Annotated in this window: 7 protein-coding genes; 5 read left to right on the top strand and 2 right to left on the bottom strand. The window is 73.3% G+C overall.

Translation table 11 applies throughout. The features are described 5' to 3' along the window. From CCO02nite_RS09505 to CCO02nite_RS09495, 3 genes are all read left to right on the top strand, one after another. On the top strand, positions 1-1,957 hold a 1,957-nt coding region (locus tag CCO02nite_RS09505; RefSeq protein ID WP_146842884.1), incomplete at its 5' end, for an HNH endonuclease signature motif containing protein. A gap of 383 nt (positions 1,958-2,340) precedes the next feature. Next, a complete protein-coding gene (locus CCO02nite_RS09500; protein WP_146842883.1) occupies positions 2,341-2,862 on the top strand; it encodes a DsbA family protein in 522 nt (173 codons plus the stop codon). A gap of 282 nt (positions 2,863-3,144) precedes the next feature. Then, complete coding sequence (locus tag CCO02nite_RS09495) at positions 3,145-3,987, top strand: SDR family NAD(P)-dependent oxidoreductase (RefSeq protein ID WP_146842882.1); 843 nt, start codon at positions 3,145-3,147, stop codon at positions 3,985-3,987. Here CCO02nite_RS09495 and nhaA read toward each other — a convergent pair. Next, the gene (gene nhaA / locus CCO02nite_RS09490; RefSeq protein ID WP_246117462.1) at positions 3,960-5,405 is read right to left on the bottom strand and encodes a Na+/H+ antiporter NhaA; all 1,446 of its coding nucleotides are present in this window, start codon (positions 5,403-5,405) and stop codon (positions 3,960-3,962) included. The two genes, CCO02nite_RS09495 and nhaA, sit on opposite strands and share 28 nt — an antisense overlap. Before the next feature lie 52 nt (positions 5,406-5,457). Beyond that, positions 5,458-6,366, bottom strand: a complete 909-nt coding sequence (gene ppk2, locus CCO02nite_RS09485; protein WP_146842880.1) for a polyphosphate kinase 2 — start codon at positions 6,364-6,366, stop codon at positions 5,458-5,460. 227 nt (positions 6,367-6,593) lie between these two features. Between ppk2 and CCO02nite_RS09480 the strand changes: the two genes are divergently transcribed. Together CCO02nite_RS09480 and modA are read left to right on the top strand one after the other, a co-directional pair. Continuing rightward, the gene (locus tag CCO02nite_RS09480; RefSeq protein WP_146842879.1) at positions 6,594-6,998 is read left to right on the top strand and encodes a TOBE domain-containing protein; all 405 of its coding nucleotides are present in this window, start codon (positions 6,594-6,596) and stop codon (positions 6,996-6,998) included. Further along, positions 6,995-7,843, top strand: a complete 849-nt coding sequence (gene modA / locus CCO02nite_RS09475; RefSeq protein ID WP_146842878.1) for a molybdate ABC transporter substrate-binding protein — start codon at positions 6,995-6,997, stop codon at positions 7,841-7,843. Before CCO02nite_RS09480 ends, modA begins: the two co-directional genes overlap by 4 nt. Positions 7,844-7,846 lie beyond the last annotated feature (3 nt).

The raw sequence follows: 7,846 nt of genomic DNA, 5'->3' as shown, positions 1-7,846 counted from the left end.
CCCCGAGGGTGATGCGGCCGCCGACGACTCGGACGCGGTCGAGTGGGCGGCCTGGGTGCGGGCGGCGGTGTGCACGGTCGATCCGGACTCGGCGGCCGCGGTGGCCGACGGGGTGGACCCTGATGCGCTGTTGTGGCTAGAGGGGATCGCGGCCGCCGACCGGCTCTCGGGCTGGTTGTACGCGCGGCGGGCGTTGATGGCCGCGGCGCTCGCGCGGCACACGTCGATGAGCGGTCACGTGCTCGCGGGGGACCGGCTCGCGGCGACGGAGATCGCCTGGCGGCTGGGGTGCTCCAAGCAGGCCGCACAGCACCTGGTGCGTGAGGGGCACGCGATGGGTGCGGGTCTGCAGCCCACGACGCAGGCGTTGCTGAGTGGCGACCTGGACGAGGTGCGTGGCCGGATCGTGGTGCGCCGGCTGGCGGACGTGCCCTGGCAGGTCGCCGAGCTCGTCCAGGAGCAGGTCCTGCCCGGTGCGAACCGGCGCACCCCGACCCAGCTCAGCGCGGATCTGGAGCGGGCGATCATCGCCGCCGACGCCCAGTACGCCGCGGGCGCTCACCGTGAGGCGCGCCGCACCCGGCGGGTGGAGCGGCCCCGGGCGTTGCCGGACGGCATGTCGAGCCTGCGCGCGGTCCTGCCCGCCGAGACCGCCGCCGCCCTGGACAGCGTGCTCGAGTCCGTCGCCCGGGCCCGGCGCGCCACGGGTGACCCGCGCACCCTCGACCAGCTGCGCGCCGACACCCTGATCGACCTGACCCTCGGCCAGGACGCGCTCGACTCGGATGACCCGGACCTGGACGCGCACGGCCCGGCACCGGCACCCTTCGGCGCACCGACACCACCGTCCACCCACGCCGACCCGCCCACGACCCCAACACCCCGCGCAGGCGACCCCACGCCCACCAACCCCACGCCCGCCAACCCCGCGTCCACCGACCCCGAGCCAAGCGACCCCGCGCCAAGCGACCCCGCGCCCGCCAACCCCGCGTCGAGCGACCCCGCATCCACCGACCCCGCGTCGGGCGATCCCGCGCCCACCGACCCCGCGTCGGGCGATCCCGCGCCCACCGACCCCGCGTCGAGCGATTCCGCTCCGACCGACCCCGCGTCGACGAGCTCCGTGCCCACCGACCCCGCGTCGACTGGCCCCGCACCGGCTGGTGCTGTGTCGACTGGCCCCGCACCGGCTGGTGCTGCATCGACTGGCCTCGCACCGGCTGGTGCTGCATCGACTGGCCTCGCACCGGCTGGTGCTGTGTCGGCTGGCCTCGTACCGGCTGGTGCTGCGTCGATACGGGTCGTATCGCCCGGCCCTGCATCGACGGGTGCCGTGTCCACCGACGCCTCGACGCCGGTCGGCGGCGACCTCGCGGCCGAGGCCAGACGCCGACGCCCACGCGTGAACATCGACGTCGTCGTCTCACTCGAGACCCTGATCGGGCTCGACGACGCACCGGCCGAGCTCGCCGGGCACGGCCCGATCAGCGCCGCCCAGGCCCGCGCGCTCGCCCGGGGCGGAGTCTGGCGTCGGATCGTGACCGACCCGCTGAGCAACGCTGTCCTCGACGTCGGCAGGACCCGCTACAAGCCACCCGCCGACATCGAACACCACGTCCGAGCCCGCGACCGGCAGTGCTACGCACCCTCGTGCTCCTCACCCGCCGCGGGCGCCGACCTCGACCACACCATCGAATTCCACCCACCCCCATGGGCACCCGACCAACCACCCGGACCCACCAGCGCCGACAACCTCGCCCCCGCCTGCCGGTCCTGTCACACGATCAAGAGCTCCGGCGCGTTCCGGGTGACCCAGGTCTCGCCCGGCGTGTTCCGCTGGCGCACACCCCTGGGCCTGACCTACGAGACACGGCCCGGCGCCGACGGCTGGAACGAGCTGCTCGGCCGCGGACGTCACACGGAACGGTCCTCGGCCGACGAGCCGCCACCATTCTGATCCGGAGCGATTCTGATCGGGCGCGCACGAACCTGGTGATGCCACCCGTCTCCGGCACTCCACGGCGATCACGGCTGGCGGATGCGGCTGGCGGATGCGGCGAGTGACGTGGGTCGCGGGTGACGCTTCGGCGGTCCCTGTCGGCGAGCGCGGCTGGCCGATGCGGCTGGCCGATGCGGCGGGCGGATGCGGGGGGCGGCGTGGGTTCGGGCTGATGCTTCGGCGGTCCACGTCGGCGATCGCTGTCGGTGGCCGCGTGTGCTCGGGTGAACGGTAGGCGAGTGGCCCGGGTGGTCGGTGCCGTGGCGGGTGCGGGCGAGGGGAGGGACACTGCTCGGGCCGTAGGCACTCGGAGTGGTTGCGGACGTCGGGAGGAGCGGGATGTGACGGTGACGGGGGATCCGGCGCGGCACGTTTACGGCGATTCGGCGGCGGCGGTGACGATCGTCGAGTTCGGAGACCTGGAGTGTCCGCACTGCCGGGCGGCGGCGCCGGTGCTGCGAGCGGTGGTGGACGAGTCGGGCGGTCGGGTGCGGCTGGTGTGGCGACACTTCCCGCTGTTCGAGGTCCATCCGCACGCACTGACGGCCGCCCTGGCAGCGGAGGCGTTCGCGGTGCACGGGCAGTTCTGGGCGCTGCACGACGCGGTCTTCGCGGACCAGGCCCACCTCACCGACCCGGACCTGCGCCGGCACGCCCGAGCGGCGGGCATCGAGCCCGACGAGGTGGTCGGGGAGCTGGCGCAGAGGCACGCCGCCGCCGTCGAGGCCGACTACCTCGCGGGGCTTGCGCTGGACGTGCGCGGCACGCCGACGCTGTTCGTCGACGACGTCCGCTACGTGGGCGACGTGACCCTCGCCGGTGTGCGAGCCGCTGTTGCGCAGGCCTACGCGGCGCGCGCGTGACCTGATCTCGTCGGAGTTCGTTGGGGCCGGTGCGGGTCGTGCCGGGCGTGGTAGCGCGGTCTGGCGGGGGCGTTTGGCGGGTGCGCGGGTCGTGCCGAGCGTGGTGGCGCGGTCTGTCGGGGGGTGCTTGGCGGATGCGTGGGTTGTGCTGGGCGCGGGTGGGGTCGTGTTGTCGGGGACGCGCGGCGCTCGGCGGGACGGCCGGTCCGGGTGGTGGGCTCGGGTCGTCGTGCGCCCGGGCGTGGGGTGGGGCTTCGTCGGGGGTTGGTGCAGGCTGGTCGCATGACGGAGCCCAGCACGACGACGCTCGCCACGACGAAGCTCGCGCCGCGGGGCGCGCTGGTGACGGGGGCCGGTCGTGGCATCGGGCGGGGGATCGCGCTCGGGCTCGCGGCGGCGGGATACCGGGTCGGGCTCGTCGGACGGACGCGAGCCGCGCTCGAGGAGACCGCGATGCAGGTCGAGGCGGCCGGGGGAAGCGCTGTCGTGGCAGCGGCGGACCTCATCGACGCGACGGCCGTCGCCGACGCGGTCGCACGGGTCGAGGACGCACTGGGCGGCATCGGCGTGCTCGTCAACAACGCGGGCGTGATCGAACGGGCCGAGGTGGACCTCGTCGCCGACGACCCGGAGGACGCCTGGCGCGTCATCGAGGTCAACGTCCGCGGGCCGCTGCTGCTCACGCACGCCGTGCTGCCCGGGATGCTCGCGCGCGGCAGCGGGCGGGTGCTGGCGGTGAACTCGGGTGCGGCGTACCGGCCGAGCACGTCCTACACGGGGTACGGGATGAGCAAGGGCGCGCTGGCGCGGCTCACGACGATGGTCGACGCGCAGTACCGCGACCGCGGCATCCGCACGCTCGACCTGTCGCCCGGCGTCGTGCAGACCGCGATGACCGCGTCGATGCCGGCGCACGACGGCCGCACGGAGTGGACCGACCTGGCGGACGTCGTGACGCTCGCGGTCGCGTTCGCGGACGGTGAGCTCGACGCGCTGTCCGGTCGGTTCGTGCGCGCGGGGGTCGACACGGTCGAGGCCCTGCGAGCGGCTGCCGACCGGATCGTGGCGACGGACGCCCGGCGCCTGCGCGTGCCCGCCTACGGGGACGACGACCCGATGACCTGACCCTGGCCGGAGCCGGGCTCGGGCCCTGCATCGACATCGGGCTCACGTCCTGCATCGGTGTCGGGCCCTGGATCGGGTTCGGGGTCGCGTGCGCCGGGCGCACGCCAGGGGAGCGGGGGCAGGGCGGGCGGCGGGTCGGACGGCGGCGAGCACAGGGGCAGGCGCTCACCGAGCCAGCGCAGGAGCACCGAGCCGAGCACGGCGGCCACGAGCGACCCGGCAAGGATGCCGATCTTGGCCTGCTGCAGATGTTCGTCGTCGTCGAACGCGAGCTCGGCGATGAACAGTGAGATCGTGAACCCGATGCCGGCCAGCACGGCGCCGCCGAGCAGGTGCCCGTAGCGCACCCGCCCGGGCAGCTCACCGAGCCCGAGGCGCAGCGCGAGGGTGGTCGCCCCCGTGATCCCGACGGCGTTGCCGACGACGAGCGCCACGACGACGGCGATGGTCAGCCGCGAGCGCGCGGCGTCGGCGAGCGCGTCGCCGGAGACCACGACGCCGGCGTTCGCCAGACCGAACAGCGGCACCACGACGAACGCGCTCCACGGGTGCAGGGCGCGCTGGAGCCGATCGCCTGCGGGCACGGCGGCGCGGGCGGCGAGCTCGGCGAGGTGCTCGCGCTCGGCGGTGGTGTCCTCGACGAGGTCGCGCGCGTAGCCGCGCACGGCCTCGACCTCCTCGCGGCGGGTCGCGGTGGCGGGCACGACCAGCCCGACGAGCACGCCCGCGAGCGTCGCGTGCACGCCCGACGCCTGCACGGCGAGCCACAGCGCGACGCCGACGAGCACATAGGGCAGCAGCCGCCACACCCGCATCCAGCGCAGCACCAGCAGCGCCACGACGAGCAGGCCCGCGAGCGCGAGGGCACCGACGTCGACCGACGAGGTGTAGGCGACCGCCATCACGGTGATCGCCCCGATGTCGTCGACGATCGCGAGCGTCAGCAGGAACAGCCGCAGCTGGTCGGGGCACGCGGGCCCGAACAGCGCGAGGATCCCGACGAGGAACGCGGTGTCGGTGGACATCACGACGCCCCAGCCGTGCGCGACGTCGGTCCCGGCGGTGATGGCGATGAAGATGAGAGCGGGCACGAGCAGACCGCCGAGCGCTCCGAGCGCCGGCATCGCGAGGGAACGTCGGTCGCGCAGCTCGCCCCGTGTCGCCTCGCGGGCGATCTCGAGCCCGACGACGGCGAAGAACACGGCCATCGCGGCGTCGTTCACCCACGCGTGCAGCGTGAGCTCGAGCGACCACGAGCCGAGGTGCAGGCCGGCGGTCGTGCCCCAGACCTCGTCGTACGTGTCCGCCCACGCCGAGTTCGCCCAGACGAGCGCGACGACGGTCGCGACGAGCAGTGCGACGGCCGAGCTCGCCTCGGTGCGCAGGAAGTCGCGCACGGACGGGGTCAGCGTGGGCACCCTGACCCGTAGCGGTGGCCCCGGAACGGGTGCAGGGGTGCCGGTCATGCGCCTACAGGTCGCGCTCGCGGTCGCCGAGCAGCGTCGTCGCGAAGTCGGGGACGTAGGTGTTGAGCTCGCGCGGCGGGCGCTCGTAGCCGGTCGACGGCGCGGGCCGGTCGGGGAGCACGACCTCGTCGTGCACCGTCTCGGTGTAGGGGATCGTCGACAGGAGGTGGGCGATCATGTTGAGCCGCGCGTGCTTCTTGATGTCGCTCTCGACGACGAACCAGGGCGACGCCGGCACGTCGGTGTGCACCAGCATCTCGTCCTTGGCGCGCGAGTAGTCCTCCCACTTGGCGATCGAGTCGAGGTCGGTGGTGGACAGCTTCCAGCGCCGCAGCGGGTCGTGCAGGCGCGAGCGGAAGCGCTTGAGCTGCTCCTCGTCCGACACGGAGAACCAGTACTTGCGCAGCAGGATGCCGTCGTCGACCAGCATCTGCTCGAAGATCGGGGTCTGGCGCATGAACTCGGTGTACTGCCGCGGCGTACAGTAGCCCATCACGCGCTCGACGCCCGCGCGGTTGTACCAGGACCGGTCGAACAGCACGATCTCGCCGGCGGCGGGCAGGTGCGCGACGTAGCGCTGGTAGTACCACTGCGACTTCTCGCGCTCGGTCGGCGTCGGCAGCGCGGCGATGCGCGCGGTGCGGGGCGAGAGGTACTCGGTGATGCGCTTGATCGTGCCGCCCTTGCCCGCCGCGTCCCGGCCCTCGAACACGATCGCGATGCGCGCACCGCTCGACCGCACCCACTCCTGGACCTTGACGAGCTCGGCCTGCAGCCGCACCAGCTCGGCCTCGTAGACGTCGTTCGGGACCTTGGGCCCGGCGGCCCGGCCCTTCTTCGTCTTCTTCTTGGCGTGCTCGGCCTTCTTGGCGTGCTTGGCCTTCTTGTCCTTCGCGACGTCGTCGTTCGCCATGACGGGACCGTACCGCGCGCCGACCCGGGTGGGTGTGTGTAGCGGGTGCGAATGCGCGACGAGCCCGACGAGCCCGATGGGACTGACCGGCCCGACGAGTCCGACGGGCCTGACGGGCCCGGCGTGCTGGGGGCGGCCGGCACCGTCCGGGGCGGTCGACGGCGTGTGGTGTTTTTCACGGGATTTCCCCTGCCGCGTGCCGCAGATGCGGACTATCGTCTCCGATCGTGACGCACTATCGGATCAGCGAAGCGGCAGAACTCCTCGGGGTGAGCGACGACACCGTCCGGCGTTGGGTCGAGGTGGGAGCGCTGACTTCCACGAGCGACGAGGCCGGCCGCGCGGTCGTGGCCGGCCGCGACCTCGCCGCGTTCGCGGTCGAGCGGGCCAAGGCGCCCGAGGACCCGTCGGCGAGCCGTTCGTCGGCCCGCAACCGGTTCACGGGTCTGGTCACGGGCATCACCACCGACACCGTGATGGCACAGGTGGATCTGCAGTGCGGACCGTTCCGCGTCGTGTCGTTGATGTCGAGCGAGGCGGTCCGCGAGCTCGGGCTCGAGATCGGGTCCCGGGCGGTGGCGGTCGTCAAGGCGACGACCGTCGTGGTCGAGACGACTAGGGGACTTCGATGAGACTGACACCACGGGCGGCAGCTGTCGCGCTCGCGACGGTGCTGCTGGCGGTGCCGGGTCTGGCGGCGTGCGGTTCGTCGGACGAGCCGGGTACGGGCACGAGCACGACGCCGACGGCCACCCAGGAAGCGAGCCCGACGGCCGACGACCTGACGGGTGACCTGCGGATCTTCGCCGCGGCGTCGCTCGAGCCCGTGTTCGACGAGCTCGCGGCGGCGTTCGTCGCAGAGCACCCGGGTGTCACGGTCGATCCGATCACCTACGACGGCTCGTCGACGCTGGCCACGCAGCTCGTCGAGGGCGCGACGGCCGACGTGCTCGCGACGGCCGACGAGAAGAACATGCAGACGGTCGTCGACGCCGGGCTCGTCTCGGGTGAACCGCAGGTGTTCACGACGAACACGCTGCAGATCGTCGTGCCCGCGGGCAACCCGAAGAACATCTCGTCGCTCGCCGACCTGGCGGCGCTGACGGCCGACGGCGGCAAGGTCGTCCTGTGCGCACCCGAGGTGCCGTGCGGGTCGGCCTCGCAGAAGGTGCTCGACGCCGCTGGCGTGTCGTTCACGCCGGCGAGCTACGAGCAGAACGTGACCGCCGTGCTCACCAAGGTGGCCGGGGACGAGGCGGACGCCGGACTGGTCTACCGCACGGACGTGCTCAAGGCCGACGACGACGTCGACGGCATCGACTTCCCCGAGGCCGCAGAGGTCGTCAACCGGTACCCGATCGCGACGCTGACGTCCGCGACGTCGACCGACGTCGCGGAGGCGTTCATCGCGTTCGTGCTCTCCGCCGACGGTCAGGAGCTGCTGGCGGCACGGGGGTTCGTGGCCCCGGGCGCGTAGCAC

The sequence above is a fragment of the Cellulomonas composti genome (genome assembly GCF_007990245.1).
Taxonomy (GTDB): Bacteria; Actinomycetota; Actinomycetes; order Actinomycetales; family Cellulomonadaceae; genus Cellulomonas; species Cellulomonas composti.
Note: the sequence above shows the minus strand (reverse complement) of the source record. Positions and strands in the feature narration are given on the sequence as shown.